General features: G+C 44.8%; 19 protein-coding genes. 7 read left to right on the top strand and 12 right to left on the bottom strand.

The window, feature by feature from the left end; all coding sequences use genetic code 11:
- Positions 1–12: 12 nt before the first annotated feature.
- The 9 genes from E0H88_RS11360 to ubiG form a co-directional block, all read right to left on the bottom strand.
- On the bottom strand, positions 13–945 hold the full coding sequence (locus tag E0H88_RS11360; RefSeq protein ID WP_252152015.1) for a sulfonate ABC transporter substrate-binding protein: 933 nt from the start codon (positions 943–945) through the stop codon (positions 13–15).
- 88 nt (positions 946–1,033) lie between these two features.
- Positions 1,034–1,996, bottom strand: a complete 963-nt coding sequence (locus tag E0H88_RS11355; RefSeq protein ID WP_131274239.1) for a sulfonate ABC transporter substrate-binding protein — start codon at positions 1,994–1,996, stop codon at positions 1,034–1,036.
- A gap of 611 nt (positions 1,997–2,607) precedes the next feature.
- A complete protein-coding gene (gene argA, locus E0H88_RS11350; protein ID WP_092820583.1) occupies positions 2,608–3,960 on the bottom strand; it encodes an amino-acid N-acetyltransferase in 1,353 nt (450 codons plus the stop codon).
- Between the two features lie 132 nt (positions 3,961–4,092).
- Positions 4,093–4,461 carry an RcnB family protein gene (locus tag E0H88_RS11345; RefSeq protein ID WP_131274238.1) on the bottom strand — a complete coding sequence of 123 codons (369 nt, stop codon included), beginning with the start codon at positions 4,459–4,461 and terminating at the stop codon, positions 4,093–4,095.
- A gap of 231 nt (positions 4,462–4,692) precedes the next feature.
- On the bottom strand, positions 4,693–5,088 hold the full coding sequence (locus E0H88_RS11340) for an RcnB family protein (protein WP_131274237.1): 396 nt from the start codon (positions 5,086–5,088) through the stop codon (positions 4,693–4,695).
- Positions 5,089–5,389: 301 nt separating this feature from the next.
- Entirely contained in the window at positions 5,390–5,545 is a 156-nt protein-coding gene (locus E0H88_RS15935; protein ID WP_165493313.1) for a hypothetical protein, read from the bottom strand.
- Between the two features lie 207 nt (positions 5,546–5,752).
- Complete coding sequence (locus E0H88_RS11335) at positions 5,753–6,499, bottom strand: YciK family oxidoreductase (protein ID WP_131274236.1); 747 nt, start codon at positions 6,497–6,499, stop codon at positions 5,753–5,755.
- A 31-nt stretch (positions 6,500–6,530) separates the two neighbouring features.
- Positions 6,531–7,232 (bottom strand): HAD family hydrolase, encoded by a 702-nt coding sequence (locus tag E0H88_RS11330; RefSeq protein ID WP_171458692.1) that lies wholly within the window; start codon positions 7,230–7,232, stop codon positions 6,531–6,533.
- Complete coding sequence (ubiG, locus tag E0H88_RS11325; protein ID WP_131274234.1) at positions 7,229–7,942, bottom strand: bifunctional 2-polyprenyl-6-hydroxyphenol methylase/3-demethylubiquinol 3-O-methyltransferase UbiG; 714 nt, start codon at positions 7,940–7,942, stop codon at positions 7,229–7,231. The genes E0H88_RS11330 and ubiG overlap by 4 nt, the downstream gene beginning before the upstream one ends.
- 180 nt (positions 7,943–8,122) lie before the next feature.
- On the opposite strand from ubiG, the gene E0H88_RS11320 reads away from it, so the two are divergent.
- On the top strand, positions 8,123–8,740 hold the full coding sequence (locus tag E0H88_RS11320; protein ID WP_131274233.1) for a thiol:disulfide interchange protein DsbA/DsbL: 618 nt from the start codon (positions 8,123–8,125) through the stop codon (positions 8,738–8,740).
- A 58-nt stretch (positions 8,741–8,798) separates the two neighbouring features.
- Here the strand turns inward: E0H88_RS11320 and E0H88_RS11315 are convergent, their stop codons facing one another.
- A complete protein-coding gene (locus E0H88_RS11315; RefSeq protein WP_131274232.1) occupies positions 8,799–9,458 on the bottom strand; it encodes a TetR family transcriptional regulator in 660 nt (219 codons plus the stop codon).
- A gap of 173 nt (positions 9,459–9,631) precedes the next feature.
- On the opposite strand from E0H88_RS11315, the gene E0H88_RS11310 reads away from it, so the two are divergent.
- The 3 genes from E0H88_RS11310 to rph all read left to right on the top strand — a co-directional run bounded on the left by E0H88_RS11310 (position 9,632) and on the right by rph (position 12,774).
- Positions 9,632–10,654: a ferredoxin reductase gene (locus E0H88_RS11310; protein WP_131274231.1), complete on the top strand. Its 1,023-nt coding sequence runs from the start codon at positions 9,632–9,634 to the stop codon at positions 10,652–10,654.
- An 84-nt stretch (positions 10,655–10,738) separates the two neighbouring features.
- Positions 10,739–11,884, top strand: a complete 1,146-nt coding sequence (locus tag E0H88_RS11305) for a fatty acid desaturase family protein (protein WP_131274230.1) — start codon at positions 10,739–10,741, stop codon at positions 11,882–11,884.
- 173 nt (positions 11,885–12,057) lie between these two features.
- Positions 12,058–12,774, top strand: coding sequence for a ribonuclease PH (rph, locus tag E0H88_RS11300; RefSeq protein ID WP_092820605.1), 717 nt, complete (start codon positions 12,058–12,060; stop codon positions 12,772–12,774).
- Positions 12,775–12,863: 89 nt separating this feature from the next.
- Here the strand turns inward: rph and nadC are convergent, their stop codons facing one another.
- A complete protein-coding gene (gene nadC / locus E0H88_RS11295; protein ID WP_131274229.1) occupies positions 12,864–13,709 on the bottom strand; it encodes a carboxylating nicotinate-nucleotide diphosphorylase in 846 nt (281 codons plus the stop codon).
- 175 nt (positions 13,710–13,884) lie between these two features.
- Here nadC and ampD point away from each other — a divergent pair, with 175 nt between their 5' ends.
- Both ampD and murJ read left to right on the top strand, forming a co-directional pair.
- The gene (ampD, locus tag E0H88_RS11290; protein WP_131274228.1) at positions 13,885–14,463 is read left to right on the top strand and encodes a 1,6-anhydro-N-acetylmuramyl-L-alanine amidase AmpD; all 579 of its coding nucleotides are present in this window, start codon (positions 13,885–13,887) and stop codon (positions 14,461–14,463) included.
- Positions 14,464–14,535: 72 nt separating this feature from the next.
- Positions 14,536–16,086, top strand: coding sequence for a murein biosynthesis integral membrane protein MurJ (gene murJ / locus E0H88_RS11285; protein ID WP_171259720.1), 1,551 nt, complete (start codon positions 14,536–14,538; stop codon positions 16,084–16,086).
- A 177-nt stretch (positions 16,087–16,263) separates the two neighbouring features.
- On the opposite strand, the gene E0H88_RS11280 is transcribed toward murJ, so the two are convergent.
- Positions 16,264–16,422, bottom strand: coding sequence for a DUF1328 domain-containing protein (locus E0H88_RS11280; RefSeq protein WP_092820613.1), 159 nt, complete (start codon positions 16,420–16,422; stop codon positions 16,264–16,266).
- 192 nt (positions 16,423–16,614) lie between these two features.
- On the opposite strand from E0H88_RS11280, the gene E0H88_RS11275 reads away from it, so the two are divergent.
- Positions 16,615–17,067: a YcgN family cysteine cluster protein gene (locus E0H88_RS11275; protein WP_131274227.1), complete on the top strand. Its 453-nt coding sequence runs from the start codon at positions 16,615–16,617 to the stop codon at positions 17,065–17,067.
- Positions 17,068–17,165 lie beyond the last annotated feature (98 nt).

The following is a 17,165-nucleotide window of genomic DNA, read 5'->3' as shown; positions in this document are numbered from 1 at the left end:
TTGATCCTTAGATTATTTGCCTGCCCAAACGGCTTGCTGAATATTGATAGATTTTGGGATGATCTTGAGTTCGCTAAAACGGTTGGCCAGTTCTTGCTGATCGGCAATCACTTTTTTGTTGAGCAGAGCAGCACCAGACGGGTTCGGACGGCGCTGGATAAAAGTCTGGCTGACCACCGGTTTCAGACCTGTGCTTTTCGCAAACAGGCTTGCGGTAGCGGCTTTATTGTTTTGTACCCATTTATCTGCAACGTTCACTTGCTTGATAATGCCTTTGAGTGCCTGGGGATGATTCTTAACCAAATTATTTGAAGCCAGATAGAAGGTGTAATTTGGGCTTAAGCCTTTACCTGAAGCCAGCACCTTGGCTTTATCTTCCAGTTGTGCCGCAGCATAGTACGGATCCCAAATGGCCCAGGCATCAATCGCGCCTTTCTGGAACGCTGCTCGGGCATCAGCCGGGCTGAGCCAGATCGGTTGAACATCTGTCCATTGCAAACCAGCTTTGCGTACCGCCTGCACCAATAAATAATGCGAGCTTGAACCGCGATGCACCCCAATACGTTTACCCTTCAACTGGTGGAGCTGGGTAATTTTGGAGTTGCTTGGCACCAAAATGGCAGAAGCCAAAGGTTTTGCCGTTTCATACGCAAAATAATGCAGTGGCTTGTTGCCTGCCTGAGCGTACACAGGCGGCGTATCCCCTGTGGCACCGATATCAATCGAACCGACCGCCAGGGCTTCTAAGATTTGCGGACCACCTGGAAATTCATTCCAAGTGATTTTTGCATTAGGAAATTCCTGTTCAAACAGCTTTTGTTGCTGTGCAATCACCAGATTGACGGAAGATTTTTGATAACCGACGCGTAGCTGTTTTACTGAAGGATCCACAGCCCAGGCGGCGCTTGAACCCAACATCGCGCAAGCAACCAATAGGGCATTCATGCCATGACTGGAGGTTTTGAACCATGTGTTTGCTTTGTGATGTGGCTGATGCTGAGTCATGTTAAATCCCCTAAGTTTTATCTATGCTTTACTTCGCTAAAATTGCGGCTTGAATATTGAGTTTGTTTGGAATCAGTTTCTGGTTATAAAAGGCATCGGCAACATATTGCTGCTTTTGCACCACTTCAGCAGAAATCGGCTGTACCCCAAAGCCCATGCGGGAAATGGAGGTTTTCAGGATTTCGTTAGAAAGTCCTGTTGGTTTTTCCAGCAGCTTGGCGGCTTCGTCCTGATGCTGGGATACCCATTGGGTGGTGGTGTTGAGTTCATTCACGACCGCTTTCAGCACATCCGGATGCTGCTCGGCAAATTTGCGGTCAGCCAGATAGAACTGATGGTTACTGACCAGATTTTCACCGGTGGCAATGACACGGGCACCAATCTGCTTTTCTGCAGCAGCAAAGAATGGATCCCAAATTACCCAGGCATCGACCGCACCCCGTTCAAAGGCAGCGCGTGCGTCCGAAGGCGGCAAGTACACCACCTGAATGTCCTCCAGGGTCAGCTTGTTGGCTTCTAACACTTTTAACAGGAGATAATGAACATTTGAGCCTTTATTGAGGGCAACACGTTTGCCTTTTAAATCCTGGATGCTGTGAATGGCTGAATCTTTTTGTACAATCAGGGCTTCAGCTTTAGGCGCTGCCGGCTGGTTGGCGATATAAACCAGATTCGAATTGGCGGCCTGCGCGAAAATTGGCGGGGCTTCACCTGCTTCGCCTAATACAACACTGCCGACATTCAAGCCTTCAAGCAGTTGAGGACCGGCTGGGAATTCCACCCATTTCACATTGACGCCCTGGTCTTTTAGTGCCGTTTCTAAAGTGCCGCGTTCTTTAATAATCGGTAACAAGCCATATTTTTGGAAACCGATATTTAACGTGACCGTTTCAGCTTCTTTTTTTCCGCAACCTGACATCATCATTGCGCCAGCAACTACTGAAGAAAGGACCAGTGATTTCGCCCAGAATTTTGCTTGAATGGCGCTCATGTATGTGTGCTCCGCAATAAGGAAGTGTTGAATATTGAACACATACGCTAAAGCCTTTTCTTTTTCGAAAAAAATAAGAAAAGATAAATTTCTAATGAGGAAAAAAGATAAATAAAAAAAAGAAAAACTTATGCAGAAATGTGATTTATCAGGACAATTCAATATCCAGTTTTATTTAATTAAATTATTGATATTAAATAATTTAAATTCTAAATCTTATGTAAGTATAACGTTATTTAAATACAGCATAAGAAAATCGTCAAAAATTTCGTAAAAGCATAGATAAAGATATAAAAAATAAAGCTATAGCAGGCATAAAAAAAGCCACTTCAAGTGCACTGCTGTCCCATAATTTGAATTTTATTTTAATACTGAACCAGCATGATGATTTGTTATCTTTAAATATTTGATATTTATATTTTTCATAGCCTTGTCTTTTCTTTAAAAGTTTAAGTGGTTCTGTGTAGGCTAAACCCTACTTTTGACAGACCAAAAGTAGGCAAAAGTCTTTATTCCCCATACACGACATCCTGTCGTGATGGGGAATGTGTGGCATCCCTGCCACACTCGCGAATCTAATACATTGACTTCAACTATGGGACTGTAGTGACTTAAAGTGACTTTTTAAAGACCAGAGAATTACGTTGATAGTTGTACAGCGCCTGACGGGCATTGGGCAGGTCATCCACACTGGCCGCTTCAAAACCATGTTCGACAAACCAGTGTGCAGTACGTGTGGTCAGTACAAACAGCTGCTGAATGCCCAGACTTTTGGCCTTGTCTTCCAGGTAATGCAGAATCTGGCTGCCGCGGTTAGATTTGCGATAGGTTGGATCGACCGCGACACAGGCAATCTCGGCCGATTTAATTTCATTGGCTGAGGTGGGAATAGGATACAGCGCGGCACAGGCCAGAATCATACCATCCCGTTCAATCACTGAAAACTGTTCAATTTCACTTTCTAATCGTTCACGTGAGCGATACACCAGAATGCCTTCAGCTTCCAGTGGACGAAGCAGATTCATCAAGCCGCCGACATCCTGAATGGTCGCCGTACGTACATCTTCATAATGGGCATCGGTCATCATGGTGCCTGCACCATCACGGGTAAACAGTTCTTCCAGCAAGGCACCATCGTAAGTATAAGAAATCAGATGCACACGATGTACCCCTTGCAGTGAGGCATTTTTGGCACCGCGCAATTGCAGGGCAATATCCGGGTTAGAATCCTGATATTGCAGGATCTGCCGATCCAGCTGATGCGGGGCTATTTCACGCTGCAATTGTCCAAATTCATTGACCAGACCTTGCTGTTTCCCCAAAAAGATCAGCTTGTCGGCTTTTAGCAGAATGGCGGTATTAGTCGCGACTTCTTCTGCCACCAGATTAAACACTTCACCGGTACTGGAATAGCCGGTTGGACCCAGCAACACAATATTGTGGTTTTTCAGATGTCTCTGAATGGCGTCGGTATCGACGGTACGCACTTCACCCGTCAGCTGGAAATCGATGCCGTCCCGAATGCCATAGGGTTTGGCAGTGACAAAATTGCCCGAGATCACATCAATACGGGCGCCGTACATGGGTGAGTTGGCGAGTCCCATGGAAAGCAGGGCTTCAATTTGCAGGCGAATAGATCCCACCGCATTCATGACGCAGCTTAAGGATTCTCGTGTGGTAATCCGGCGGTGATTGTGAAAAGGCGTTTGAATGCCGCTGGTTTTCAGGTTCTGGTTGATTTGCGAACGGGCACCATGCACCAGAATCAGACGAATGCCTAAAGAATGCAGCAGGGCAATGTCGTGAATAATATGCTGGAAATTTTCATGCTGTACCGCTTCGCCATCAAACATGATGACAAAGGTTTTGTTGCGATGAGCATTGATATAGGGCGCAGAATGTCGAAACCAATGCACATATTGCAAATTTGTGCTTTGTGAAGTTTCAGATGAATTCGTTTGCATACCTATCTCAAAATTAAAAAATTTCTTTCCTTGATTCTAATCAAAAAATGACGGGGGGGAAGCTAAAAAATAAAAAAACACCTGAATGGCGTTCAGGTGTTTTTTTTAGGGAAGAGTAAACTTGAACCGGTTTTAGTTGATGATGCGCACAATACGGTCGGTACGTTCATTCACTAATACATAGTCGCCATTGATTTTATACCACTGTTGATAACGATTGGCATTGGGTAAGCGGCGTGCTTCACGGTCGCTGACTTTATAACGTGATGAGTCGTAAAAACGTGGGAAACTCTGGCCAGCACGCCAGTCACGACTTGGGTTGAGCTTTTTATTGTCGTAACGGTTGTGGTCATAACGGTTATTATTATCCCAACGCTTGTCCTGATGTGATGGTGCATGGTTGTAACGATGATCGTCATAACGATGGTCTGGTGCGGCCATTGCAGAAGTTGCCATCAATGCAGATAAAGAAAGCGCAATTGTAGTCAGAACTTTTTTCATTACTTTCACCCTGAATCATTTAGGAAGATGTTTTCGATGGTTCAAAATTAGAGGAAAAGTAGAGATAAACGATGTTGGAATCTTAGTTGAATTGTGAAATTGATGGAGAAAAAAAGAAGATTGTAAAGGTCTGAAAGTTATAGCGTTAAAAAAGGGGAATTTGAAAATAAGGGCATAAAAGTAAAAAAAAGCCCAAACTCAAGTTTGGGCGTGGAGAATTAAAAGCGGAGCTTAGAAACCTTGAATACGTACAATATTATTGCTGTCTGTATCCACTAAAATATAGTCATTGTTGATTTTGTACCATTGCTGGTTACGCGACGGTTTGGGTAGGTCATGGCTTTTATAGTCAACCTTGTAGCCATTGCCACGATAGTGCTGCGGCATCACATATCCCGGTTGCCATTTATGCTGTTGGAGACGCTTGAATCCGCGTTCTTCACGCATACGGCGTTTGTCCTGCATGTCATTATCATCTTCACGAAAATCACGGCCTTTATTGAATTTTGGATGATCGGATTGATCCCAGCCACGATTATCATGTTTTTCATGAGGTGCAGCAGTAGTGATACTGTTTGCCATCAATGCACTGAAAGAAATTGCCAGAATTGTCAAAATCTTTTTCATGTTGAACCCTCATAAAAAAAGTATTAATTTCATTGATGCTAATGTACGCAAAAATTGCAGAGAAACTGTGAAGATAAATCACTCATTTCTTAAAAAATGCAGAGATAATAAGGATATTACTGGAAAAATATCTCATCATTTAAAAATCTTCAGCAATTTTATAGGGCTATTAAATACTAAAAAACTTTGTGTTGATGAAAACTTTGTATCAAATTTTTGAGATCACGCTTATTCATTCAAAAATGTTCTCAGAAACTGGCTGCACACCTGATCTGGTTTGACTGCTCAATACCTTTTACTTTTAGTTCCATTGTTCAACCAGGCCTTGTAGCGAGTTGACTGCCTCAGCAATGGCTTCTGCCTGTTTGGCATCCTCCAGACCGATGATCAAGGTATTTGAAAGCTGTAGTTTTTCAATACCACGAATTGTTTCAATTTTACGTTTTTGGTCTGCCATGTTGCACGTCCTCATGTTGAAGGTTTTTTCATGCTGTTCAGCATAGCGGTATTGTTATGATTTATAAAAACGAATATTTTTGTAAAATTTATTTGAAAATTCGGTTTAATGTTTGGAATACTCAAAATCTGCTTTTTCAGTTTTTTTAATCAGTTTGCATCTGTAATAAAAAAGGAGCGGTATTCGCTCCCTTTTCATCTTTACAGATCAGTCTTGGGCATCAATGCTTTGACCATTCAAATGCAGGCTGTCATCTCCCATTAAATACAGGTAAGCCGGCATAATGCTTTCCGGTGTTGGCAAGGTTTTTGGATCTTCCTCAGGATAAGCCTTGGCACGCATGGCGGTACGGGTGGCACCCGGATTGATGCAGTTAAAACGCACATTCGGATAGACATTTTCCTTGGCAAAAATCTGGTTCACTGCTTCAATGGCGATTTTGGAGACCGAATAGGCTCCCCAACGTTCGCGTGCTTCACGACCGACACCGGAACTGGCAAAGACTACAGAAGCATGTTCAGATTTTGCAAGCAAGGGCAGCAGTTCCTGGGTCAAAATAAAAGGCGCACGCAAATTCACCGCCATCACATCATCCCAGGTATCCACCGGGTAATGCGCCAGTTCGGTACGTTCTCCCAGAATTCCGGCATTGTGCAAAATGCCGTCCAGGCGGCCGAACTGTTGCGTTAAAGTATCGACTAGCAATTCATAGTCACGAGGAGAGGCGCTGGAGAGCTGCAAAGGCAGAATAGCCGGTTGTGGCGCACCCAGGCTTTCAATTTCATCATAAATGACTTCAAGCTTGTTTAGGGTACGTCCATGCAGCACTACAGTGGCACCATGCAGGGCATAGCTTATTGCAGCCGCACGGCCAATACCATCGCCCGCACCTGTAATCAGGATAATGCGATCTTTTAACAGATCGGGGCGAGGCTGATATTCTGAATATTTCATTGCATACCTCCTCGTTTATATTGTTATGTCGTTATGAAATGAGTGAATGATGATCTTGTTTTACGCCGACTAGTTGATTAATCACTTGATGTAATTCTGCAACTGTCTTCACTATACAATCCGCCTGCCATGCTGTTAAGTCATCTTTGTGTTGCAATGGTAAATAGCCATAGCCCGCCAGGATGGTGTACATATGGGCATTGCGGCCCGCATCGATGTCACGTGGATGGTCACCGACATAAATGCAGTCTTCAGCTCTGACCTGAATTTGCCTAGCCGCCAGATACATTGGTTCCGGATCGGGCTTGGTCTTGCTGACATCTTCCGGGCAAATCAGAACCGCACAGCGTTCAGTCAAATTCAGTGCCTGAAGCAAGGATTCACTGAGCCAGCGTGGCTTGTTGGTGACAATCCCCCAGGGAATATTCTGACTTTCCAGTTGCTCCAGCAAGGGATACATGCCTTCAAACAGGTTGGTCTCTACCGCAATATCTTCACCGTACAGGTCTAAAAAGCGCTGGCGATGTGCAAGGAACACAGGATCATCCACTTCCAGTTCCGGATAGACCAGTTTCACCATGGCGCGTGCGCCTTCAGACACCTGGGTACGAATTAAATCAGCCGCCACGATGTCACAGGGTTTATCGCGGCACATGTCCTGAATAATGCGAATGAAGTCGGCCGCGGTATCAATCAGGGTGCCATCCAGGTCAAACAGTACAGCTTTCATCAGGCACCTTCTTTTACCGTGTGAACCATGTAGTTCACATCGACATTCGGTGCCAGCCAGTAACGTTTGGTAAGCGGGTTGTAATGCAGACCGGTCATGTCTTTCAATTTCAGATTTGCCGCACGGATATCATGTGCCAGCTCGGAAGGTTTAATAAACTTGCTGTAATCATGTGTGCCTTTGGCCAACATACGCAGGACGTATTCTGCACCAATAATGGCAAACAGATAGGATTTCGGATTACGGTTAATGGTCGAGAAGAATACGTGACCACCCGGTTTGACCAAGGTCTGGCAGGCCTGGATAATCGATGCCGGATCGGGCACATGTTCCAGCATTTCCATACAGGTGACCACGTCATATTGTCCAGCCTGTTCTTGTGCCAACTGCTCTACTGGAACCTGGCGATATTGAATATTCTGTACGCCTTCCTGTTCGGCATGAATGCGTGCCACATTTAACGGTGCTTCACCCATGTCGATGCCCAAAACATCGGCGCCACGACGCGCCATGCTTTCCGACAGAATACCGCCACCGCAACCGACATCGAGCACTTTTTTACCGCTGAGACCGCCGGCATGCTCATCAATCCAGTTTAAACGCAGCGGATTGATCATATGCAAGGGGCGGAACTCAGAATGCTGATCCCACCATATGGCAGCGAATGCTTCAAATTTGGCAATTTCTTGTGGATCAACATTCAATTGCGACATCGGTATCACCTTAATCAAGTCGTTATAATTTAAAAAAGTTACAGAAGCTTAGTGTAGCGTTAATTCTAAAAAAAGCGATAAATGCCGTAAAAAAGTTCACAGAATGAAAACGAAATCGGCATAATTGATTTATAGTGATCGCATAAATTAAGCATAATGATTTAGAGGACAATAAGGTCAATGAAAAAATTTCTTTTAGGTAGCGTAGCGACGGCTATTTTTGCCTTATCCGGCACTGCAATGGCAGCAAATTTTGTTGCAGGTAAAGATTACACCGTGGTGGCTAACCCGGGTAAAGTTCAGGTACCTGGAAAAATTGAAGTGCGCGAATTCTTCTGGTATGGCTGCCCGCACTGCTATCGCTTAGAGCCACATATGCAGACCTGGCTGAAAAAAATGCCTAAAGATGTCAACTTTGTCCGTACTCCGGCTGCCATGAATCCGGTGTGGGAACAGGGAGCACGTGGCTACTTCGTGTCTGAAGCATTAGGGGTACGCAAGAAAACTCACCTGCCTTTATTCCATGCCATTCATGCGGGTGGCCAGCAGATTTTTGATCAAAACTCCCAGGCCAAGTTCTTTGTAAAATATGGCGTGCCTGAAGCCAAATTCAACAGCATGTTTAATTCATTTGCTATTACTTCAAAAATAGCGCAAGCCAAACAGTTGGCACAGCAATATCAATTGAGCGGTGTGCCTGCGGTCGTGGTCAATGGTAAATATGTGGTACAAGGCGAAGATGCCAAAGTGACGCAAGTGATCAGCTACCTGGTCGAAAAAGAGCGTAAAGCCAAATAAGCAACAGGCTCTAAAAAACCGCCATCATGGCGGTTTTTTTATATCGGCTAGTCTTCAATTATGAAGAGGCAGAATCTTTGGATGGGTCCCAGCTGGAGATGCCACGGAAAATCAAATGCACTTGAGTCATGGTTTGCAGCTTAAACTGGTTTTGCTGTGTTGACCGTTCCGGACCCTGAAATTTCCGGCAAATGTCCATCCAGGTCATGGCCCAGGTAAAAGACAAGTTAATTAAAATATTGGAAAATACTTGCAGGTCTTGGGCATTACCAATGTGCTGCATGGTCTTAACTTGACCTAAATCGTTGGCTAGGTCTTCAATTAAAAAATTAATTTCCCGTGCAATGGCATGGCGGATCACTTCTGAGCCACCCCAACGCTCGGCAATCATAAAAACCCAAGGTTCAGGATGATGTTCAACCGCCTGAAAAAACAGGTCCAGGCTGATTTCGGTTTTGGTATTCGGTTGATAGATATAGGCCTGTCCCAGCTGATGCAAAATGCCTTTTAAATGCATGGCAACCTGATCGACCAGTTCCAGTCCCAGCTCGTTCATGTCCTGAAAATGACGATAGAACGCCGTCGGCACCAAGCCGACATGACGTGCGATTTCACGCAAACTGATGCTGCTAAAAGAACGCCCAGACGTGCTTAAAGCCAGCGCGGCATCTAAAAGTGCTTGGCGGCTCTGCTGTTTACGCTCATCCCGTATCGACATTCGACTACTCTAAAAAAATTCTGCATGAAGTCTATCAAAAAAAAACAAAATAAACGACGAATGTCAGTGAACAGGTGTTGACTGAATTGAAAAACCCTTATAGTGTACAGGTGTTCACTATAAGAACAACCGTTCACTCAAATAAATAGCCAGCAATAAAAGAGGAACGTCATATGAGTCATGTGATGCAATATCAGCCGCAATGGATTCGAGAAGATTTTGTCGATTTTATTGCTGAAAAAATCAATCCGGTATGGGCCTGGAAAAAAGTCAAAGCCAGCAGTGTTGATGTACAAATGCTCAGTTCCGATTTTTATCAAATTGAGTTGCAGCCGAATCATAATTTTCGTGCTGACGCTTTTCGTGCCGGACAAAGCATTTTAGTGACTGTCGTGATTGCAGGTGTGCGTGAGCAACGAAGCTATTCCATTGTCAAAATTGCCGCAAACGGTCATGTCGTGATTGCAGTGAAACGTCAGGGCAAAGTGTCCAATGCTTTAACCCGTTTGACGGCGGGCAGTGTGGTGGAAATCTCTCAGGCTCAAGGTGATTTCACTTTAAGTTCATCTCAAGTGCCTATTCTGTTGTTGGCTTCTGGAAGTGGCATCACCGCTATTTATGCCTTATTGCAACAGGCGATTCGTCAACAAGTCAGCCAGATTGATCTGATTTATTTCACGCGTGATGATGCCTTTCATAATGAATTGCAGCAATTGGCCGAGCAGCATCCACAGTTTAAATATCATCATTTTAATACTCTAAACCATAAACAACATTTAACCGCAGAACTGCTTGAAAATACCGTACCGGATTTTCAGCAACGTCAAAGTTATGCCTGTGGTGCCCAGGGCATGATGCAGAGTCTGAACCAGATTTATCAACAGCTGGGGATTCCCGATCTGCTCAGACAGGAATATTTCCAGGTCGTGGTTGATGAAAATGCAGTAGTGCAACCGGTGGTGTTTTTACGTGCTCAACAACAGTTTGAAGCCAAAACCAATTTGCTGGAAAGTGCCGAACAGGCGGGATTAAGACCCGCACATGGTTGCCGTATGGGTATCTGCAATACCTGTACCTGTACCAAAGTCAGTGGTTCGACCAAAAACCTGCTGACCGGTGAAATCGACCACGATAGCAATACCCAGATCAAGTTATGTATTAGCCAGGCCGTGAGTCCGGTAGTGATTAACCTTTAAAAAATAAAAACGCTTGAATAGCGCCATTTAGTGAGTGATCGCACTTTTAAAAACAGGGTTCGATGCTCACTCAGGAGAAAAACAATGAATATGTCAGTGAAGTTTCAAGAAAACAGTAAATCGAAATATTTAAGCCCTGAACAAATTGCCGAATTTGGTGAAAAAGTCGATGCCATTCGCCGTGAAGTGATGGACAGTATTGGCGAAAAAGATGCCGAATATATTTATAAAATCCGTGATTTTGTCCGTTATAGCGAAATTGTATCCCGTGGCATGTTGATGTTTGGCGGCTGGATTCCGCCAGTTTGGTTATTGGGCACGGGCTTGTTGGGTATTTCCAAAATTGTGGAAAATATGGAACTGGGCCATAACGTGATGCACGGTCAGTTTGACTGGCTGAATGATCCGAATCTGAACGGTGCCAATTATGACTGGGATACCATGGCGACCGGAGATGACTGGAAACATACCCACAATTACATCCATCACACCTATACCAATATTATTGGCAAGGACCATGATGTGGGCTATGGCCTGATTCGGGTCAGTGAATCGCAAAAATGGGAACCGCGTTTTTTATTTAATATTCCTTTAACCATTCAGCTCATGCTGTTCTTTGAATGGTATGTCGGCGTACAGGGTTTACATCTGGAAGATGTACTGGTTTATAAAACCAAAACCTGGAAAGAGGTGTGGAAAGAGTCGGCAAAATTCCGTAAAAAAGCCACCCGTCAGATTGCCAAAGATTATGTATTTTTCCCGTTAATTGCAGGTCCGAATGCACTGCCAGTCTTTGCCGGCAATGCCGTGGCGAATGTCATTCGTAGCCTCTGGGCATCCGCAGTGATTTTCAATGGACATTTCACGGAAGATGCCGAAACCTTTGAACCGGATAATACTGAAAATGAAACCCGCGCCGAATGGTACTTACGTCAGATTCGCGGATCGAGCAATTTTAGCGGCACAGAATGGCTGCACATTTTAAGCGGTAATTTGAGTCATCAAATTGAACATCATTTGTTCCCGGATATGCCGGCAAACCGTTATGCAGAAGTGGCGCCTAAAATTCGTGCCTTATGTGATGAATATGGCATTCACTATAACGAAGCCAGCTTTTTTAAACAGTTCGGCAGTGTCTGGGTGCGTTTGGCCAAATGTTCATTGCCAAATTCATGGACCTCAACCCTTGACCAATCTAAACAGAAATTAAAAGGCGTATTGGGCTTTTGATATTCTATCACAAGCTTAAGGATATGCAGGGCGGGTAGTGAATTTCATGCAAGCTTAAATGGACGCGTCTGGGCTTGATGGTTTTTGCCAATGGAGAATCTCCGGGCAAAACCTGAGAGCCTGCTTCTGTTATACTAGGCCGCAATGAATTTTAGCCAAAACAAGGACTCATTATGCGTATCGACCAACGTACATTAGATCAATTACGTGAGGTAAAAATTACCCGTAACTATACACGTTATGCGGAAGGTTCAGTGTTGATTGAATTTGGTCATACTAAAGTTCTTTGTACCGCAAGTATTGATAATTCGGTACCGCGTTTCTTGAAAGGGAAAGGACAAGGCTGGGTGACTGCGGAATACGGCATGTTGCCACGTTCAACCCATACCCGTAGTGACCGTGAAGCCGCGCGTGGTAAACAAAGTGGCCGTACTCAGGAAATCCAGCGTCTGATTGGTCGTAGCCTGCGTGCCATGGTCGATTTGAAAAAACTGGGTGAAAACACCATTACCATCGACTGTGATGTGATTCAGGCAGATGGCGGTACGCGTACAGCCTCTATTACCGGTGCAGCAGTGGCTTTAGTGGATGCCATGAATGTATTGCTTGAAACCAAGAAAATTAAGCAAGATCCGTTGAAAGGTCTGGTGGCCGCGATTTCTGTCGGCATGTATCAGGACAAAGCCTTACTGGATCTGTGTTATGAAGAAGATTCAAATTGCCAAACTGACTTAAACGTGGTGATGACTCAGGCAGGCGAATTTATCGAGCTGCAGGGGACGGCTGAAGACAAGCCATTTACCCGCGCGCAATGTAACGAAATGCTGGAATTGGCAGAAAAAGGCATCCAGGAACTCATTAAAAAACAGCAAGAAGCTTTAGGCTGGTAAGTTGTTGGTTTAAACATCTCAGCAATAAAAAACGCACCCATCGGTGCGTTTTTTATTTACTCAATCTTTATTGAGTTGAGCAGGGGAGATCAAGCATTAAAACGCATGGATAAATCCACGGCTTTCACATCTTTGGTCAACACACCCATCGAAATATAGTCCACACCTGACGTTGCCACTTCACGTAAGTTTGCAATGGTAATATTGCCCGATGCTTCCAGCTTGCAACGACCGGCAACATGCTTCACCGCATCAATCATTTGCTGCTGGCTAAAGTTATCCAGCATCACGATATCCGCTTTTGCTTCTAAAGCCTGGTTCAGTTCATCCCAGGTTTCCACTTCCACTTCCACCGGTTTACCCGGTGCGATGTTATGTGCTTTGGCTATCGCCTGAGCAATCCCGCCCGCGGCCATAATATGGTTTTCTTTAATTAAGAAGGCATCGAATAAACCGAGGCGATGGTTCTGACCGCCACCAATCGCCACGGCATATTTTTGTGCAATACGTAAGCCCGGCAAGGTTTTACGGGTATCCAGCAATTTGGTATTCAAGCCGTCAAGTTCTTTAACATATAAAGCAGTTTTGGTCGCAACCGCAGAAAGTGTTTGCACAAAGTTGAGGGCAGGGCGTTCCACCGTGAGCAGGCTGCGTGCAGAGCCGGCCAGTTTTAAAAAGGCTTGATTGGCGTTTACGCGGTCACCATCATTTTTTAGCCAGGTCACCTGTACTTTTGGATCATAGGCCTGAATCAGGGCATTGACCCAAGGCTGACCGGCCAGCACCATGTCTTCACGGCTAATGATGGTTGCTGTAGCCTGTTCATCTTCAGGGGTTAATAAAGCGGTGATATCACCTTCGCCAATATCTTCTTGTAATGCTTGCTGAATGTTGATTTCGATTGATTGTTCAAGCAAAGATTGAGATATGCTCATCAGTATTTCCGTATCTTTTTTAACCCATGAAAGTTGCGCGTTATTTTAGCATTGTTCATTTAAAAGAACTGTTTTTTTGCAGCAATTTTATCTGGGGAATTTGAGATTTTAAGTTTAAAGTTTTAGGATTGCGCTAAAATCATCAGCTTATGTGAACAGGACTCAGGATCGGCATATGCAACAGGCACCCTTTTTTCAGGTCATCGACGGTCAGTTAATCGGTGCCAGGCAAGTAGCTTCCCCCAATTATAATCAGCGTCCCGAACAGACTGAAATTCAACTGGTGGTGGTACATAACATCAGTCTGCCACCGTCACAGTTTGGTGGGGGATATATTGAACAGTTTTTTCAGAACCAGCTGGACTGGTCACAGCATCCTTATTTTCAAAGCATTGAAGGCATGCAGGTTTCTGCGCATCTGCTGATTTTACGCAGTGGGGAAGTGCTGCAATTCGTGAACTTCAATGATCGGGCCTGGCATGCCGGACGTTCCACTTACCTGGGCAAAAAAGAATGTAATGACTATTCCATTGGCATTGAACTGGAAGGCAGTGATGATTTGCCTTTTGACGAGGTGCAATATGCAGTGCTGGCGCAAGTGACGGCTGCATTGCAGGTGGCTTATCCAAAAATTCTACAACATTTGGCCGGCCACTCGGACATTGCGCCTGGACGTAAAACCGATCCAGGCCCATTTTTTGACTGGGTCAAATTCAGAACTTTATTGCAGCAGCATAAAATCCATCAAGAATGAATGGGCTTTATGATTAAACAACGAAACTCCCTGTGGAGTTTCATTACAATAGCGACTTAATTTTTTCACTGGGTGGTTACGATGGCGCTTTGGCGATCGACCTTTATTGTTAGTACAATGACCATGTTGTCTCGGGTGCTGGGCTTGGTCCGAGATGTGGTGTTGCTGAATGTGTTTGGTGCGGGTAAAGATTTCGATACCTTTGTGGTGGCCTTTCGTATTCCGAACTTTTTCAGGCGCTTATTTGCCGAAGGAGCATTCTCGCAAGCGTTTATTCCGGTTCTAACCGAATATAAAACCACGCGCACTCATGCAGAAGTGCAAATCCTGATTAGTCGGGTCTTTGGCTGTCTGGCCACCTTTATGACCGCCCTCACCTTTATTGCCATGATTGCAGCGCCGGCTGTGCTATATATCTATGCACCCGGTTTCCATGACGACCCGGAAAAATTTGCCCTGGCGACGGACATGTTCCGCCTGACCATCCCTTATCTGCTGTTTATGTCTTTAACGGCTTTTGCCAGCAGTATCCTGAACAGTTACGGTTCTTTTTCAACACCGGCTTTTTCGCCGGTATTATTGAATATCACCATGATTGCAGGCGCGTGGTGGCTCACGCCCTATATGGCCGAACCGATTATGGCACTCGGTTGGGCGGTGGTGATTGCCGGTATCTTGCAGCTGGTGATTCAGATTCCAGAGCTGTGGCGCAAAAAACTGCTGATTCCACCTAAAGTGGATTTTAAGCACGAAGGTGTGGAACGCATTATGAAATTGATGCTCCCGGCACTGTTTGGTGTTTCGGTCACGCAAATTAACCTGCTGTTGAATACCATTTGGGCATCCTTCATGCAGGATGGTTCGGTATCGTGGTTATACAGTGCCGAGCGGATGACGGAATTGCCTTTAGGTTTAATTGGTGTGGCGATTGGTACCGTGATTTTACCTTCGCTGTCTGCACGTCATGCCGAACAGGATCAGGCCAAGTTCCGCAGCATGATTGACTGGGCTGCCAAGGTGATCATGCTGGTCGGTATTCCGGCCAGTATTGCCTTATTTATGCTGTCTACGCCAATTATTCAGGCTTTGTTCCAGCGGGGGCAATTTACCTTTGAAGATACGCAAATGACGGCTTTGGCCTTGCAATGTATGAGTGCCGGGGTGATTTCCTTCATGCTGATTAAAGTCTTTGCCCCAGGCTTTTATGCCCAGCAAGATACCCGAACGCCGGTGCGTGTGGGCCTGATGGCCGTAGCCGCGAATGCCATTTTAAACGTGGTGTTTATTGGTTTCTTTAAGCTGATTGACTGGCATGCAGAGCATATGGCTTTGGCCTTGGCTTCTTCCGGTTCGGCACTGGTCAATGCCGGCATGCTGTATTTCTATTTGCATAAACGCAATATTTTCCGCTTTGCCGGACACTGGAAAAAGCTGTTTCTGCAATATGCGATTGCCAATGCCGCGATGGTTGCTGCACTGTGGTATGGCTTGACCTTGTACAATGGAGATGTATCGCAGTGGATGCGGATTCTGGAAGTGATCGGTTTATGTGTCGCCGGTGTGGTGGCTTATGCCATTGGTTTATTGGCCACAGGTTTTAGACCCCGTCACTTACGCCCTTAATTTTGAGCTTACAACTCTCCACAGCCAGATAAGTTAGATAAAAAGATAGCTAACTTTGATTCGGTTCTTTTGAGAGGTAGATGATGGAAAGCTGAATCAAAAAAACCGGATATAAAAAAGAGCCTGAACAGGCTCTTTTTTTGATTAAGTGAGATGTTTTTAACAGAGGTTATTCAACTAAACCCTTCCACGAGAGAGGAAGCCGACGATTGCCAGAATAACGGCAATGACGAGTAAAATAATCGCAAAATCTTTCGATAATCCTGCGACGCCAGCAAAACCGAGTAGACTCGCAATCAGTGCAATCACTGCAAAAATAATCGCCCAACGGAACATAAGCTTTCTCCATGTGTTGTTATTTTCAAAGTAGATTCAGTATAGGGGGGGATAATTTCCAACAGTGTTATGCTTATGTTTAAAAAATGTTCATTTTGACAGCAAATATATGATTTGAAGTAAAAATCATATTCCTACATTGTGAACTTGAACACGTTATAATAAGCAGCTTTCTTTTAATTTTTCACTGTTATGACTGAACAATTGCGTCCACAATTCTGGAAAAAATACGCTTTAACTGAACTTAATCCTGCCGAATGGGAGGCATTATGTGATGGTTGTGGTCTCTGCTGTTTAATCAAGCTGGAAGATGAAGAACTGCAAGAAGTCGCTTATACCAAGGTGGCTTGCAAACTTTTAGACTGCCAGACTGCACGTTGTAGCAATTATGAGCAGCGACTTGACCATGTGCCGGATTGCATTCAGCTGACACCAGAAAAGTTAGATACTATTCACTGGCTGCCGCCGAGCTGTGCTTATCGCCGTTTAAAAGAAGGCAAGACTTTACCTGCCTGGCATTATTTAAATACCGGAACACCTGACAGTGTGATAAAGGCGAGAAAATCGGCAGCCGGCCGCTGTATTTCCGAAACGGAAGTCAATGAAGACGATCTTGAAGAATATATTGTGCGCTGGGTGCGTTAATTGCCTGTTCATCCTCCTGTCAGCTTCGGCTGAAATCACCTGAAAACCTTAATCCTCGACAGCTAATAAAGTCACTGCCTGAGCCTGTAAAGTAGAGG

Source organism: Acinetobacter sp. ANC 4216 (genome assembly GCF_004331195.1).
GTDB lineage: Bacteria > Pseudomonadota > Gammaproteobacteria > Pseudomonadales > Moraxellaceae > Acinetobacter > Acinetobacter kookii.
This window is presented reverse-complemented; position numbering and strand designations above follow the sequence as displayed.

Coding starts and splice junctions, on each gene's coding strand:
- E0H88_RS11305 (WP_131274230.1), top strand. CDS start 10,739: ATGAATATGTCAGTGAAGTTTCAAGAAAACAGTAAATCGAAATATTTA.
- E0H88_RS11320 (WP_131274233.1), top strand. CDS start 8,123: ATGAAAAAATTTCTTTTAGGTAGCGTAGCGACGGCTATTTTTGCCTTA.
- ubiG (WP_131274234.1), bottom strand. CDS start 7,942: ATGTCGCAATTGAATGTTGATCCACAAGAAATTGCCAAATTTGAAGCA.
- ampD (WP_131274228.1), top strand. CDS start 13,885: ATGCAACAGGCACCCTTTTTTCAGGTCATCGACGGTCAGTTAATCGGT.
- E0H88_RS15935 (WP_165493313.1), bottom strand. CDS start 5,545: ATGGCAGACCAAAAACGTAAAATTGAAACAATTCGTGGTATTGAAAAA.
- E0H88_RS11335 (WP_131274236.1), bottom strand. CDS start 6,499: ATGAAATATTCAGAATATCAGCCTCGCCCCGATCTGTTAAAAGATCGC.
- E0H88_RS11310 (WP_131274231.1), top strand. CDS start 9,632: ATGAGTCATGTGATGCAATATCAGCCGCAATGGATTCGAGAAGATTTT.
- E0H88_RS11355 (WP_131274239.1), bottom strand. CDS start 1,996: ATGAGCGCCATTCAAGCAAAATTCTGGGCGAAATCACTGGTCCTTTCT.
- E0H88_RS11280 (WP_092820613.1), bottom strand. CDS start 16,422: ATGTTCCGTTGGGCGATTATTTTTGCAGTGATTGCACTGATTGCGAGT.
- E0H88_RS11340 (WP_131274237.1), bottom strand. CDS start 5,088: ATGAAAAAGATTTTGACAATTCTGGCAATTTCTTTCAGTGCATTGATG.
- E0H88_RS11315 (WP_131274232.1), bottom strand. CDS start 9,458: ATGTCGATACGGGATGAGCGTAAACAGCAGAGCCGCCAAGCACTTTTA.
- E0H88_RS11275 (WP_131274227.1), top strand. CDS start 16,615: ATGACTGAACAATTGCGTCCACAATTCTGGAAAAAATACGCTTTAACT.
- E0H88_RS11345 (WP_131274238.1), bottom strand. CDS start 4,461: ATGAAAAAAGTTCTGACTACAATTGCGCTTTCTTTATCTGCATTGATG.
- E0H88_RS11360 (WP_252152015.1), bottom strand. CDS start 945: ATGAATGCCCTATTGGTTGCTTGCGCGATGTTGGGTTCAAGCGCCGCC.
- rph (WP_092820605.1), top strand. CDS start 12,058: ATGCGTATCGACCAACGTACATTAGATCAATTACGTGAGGTAAAAATT.
- argA (WP_092820583.1), bottom strand. CDS start 3,960: ATGCAAACGAATTCATCTGAAACTTCACAAAGCACAAATTTGCAATAT.
- nadC (WP_131274229.1), bottom strand. CDS start 13,709: ATGAGCATATCTCAATCTTTGCTTGAACAATCAATCGAAATCAACATT.